The sequence below is a fragment of the Zooshikella harenae genome, from assembly GCF_018837975.1.
GTDB classification, from domain to species: domain Bacteria; phylum Pseudomonadota; class Gammaproteobacteria; order Pseudomonadales; family Zooshikellaceae; genus Zooshikella; species Zooshikella harenae.
This window is the reverse complement of sequence record NZ_JAGSOY010000370.1, coordinates 1-540: the sequence shown is the minus strand read 5'-3', so window position 1 is coordinate 540 and position 540 is coordinate 1. Positions and strand designations below refer to the sequence as shown.

Annotated in this window: 1 protein-coding gene; it reads left to right on the top strand. The window is 38.1% G+C overall.

Features of this window, described 5'->3' with window-relative positions:
* Positions 1-60: 60 nt before the first annotated feature.
* The coding region (locus KCG35_RS26165) for a hypothetical protein (protein ID WP_215822872.1) at positions 61-540 on the top strand (480 nt) is incomplete at its 3' end.

The window sequence follows — 540 nt, the reverse complement described above, 5'->3', positions numbered from 1 at the left end:
ATCCATAAAGGCGGTAGGTCGCCAGGTCAATGGGCTGAAGGTAATAGATAGGAATAAATAATGTCAGAAATAAAATATGAAATAGGTCATCGTTATGGTGAGCGGGAATCATTGTCGAAAGAGGGTGTTCTTTCTAGCATTGATAGCCTTTTTAATGAATTGAGTAACGAAATATATTCTCAGCCTGACGATGAGCATCGGCAAGTTTATATTCTGGATGAAGACGGTGACTCATTCACGGTATATGTGGATGGCTATGTTTTAATAGAATCTAAAATGTCCGGATCAATGGAAATGCATTTTAAAGAGGTTAAGTCTTTAAGTGCATTAAAGGCAGATGCGTTAGGCTTTTTATCGGATAAGTCCAGCCTTATTAAACAGGGTGGTTGGGTTAAGAATGTTTCTCTTTTAAATTTGAAAAAGCCGAGCTTATTTAGACAGAGTAACCTCCCAGCTAATGGTGAATTGCATGAGGCTTCATATCAAGAAAAAAGAGGACAGCCAAGATTTGACTGTGATCAAAAAATAGCCAGAGGTGTG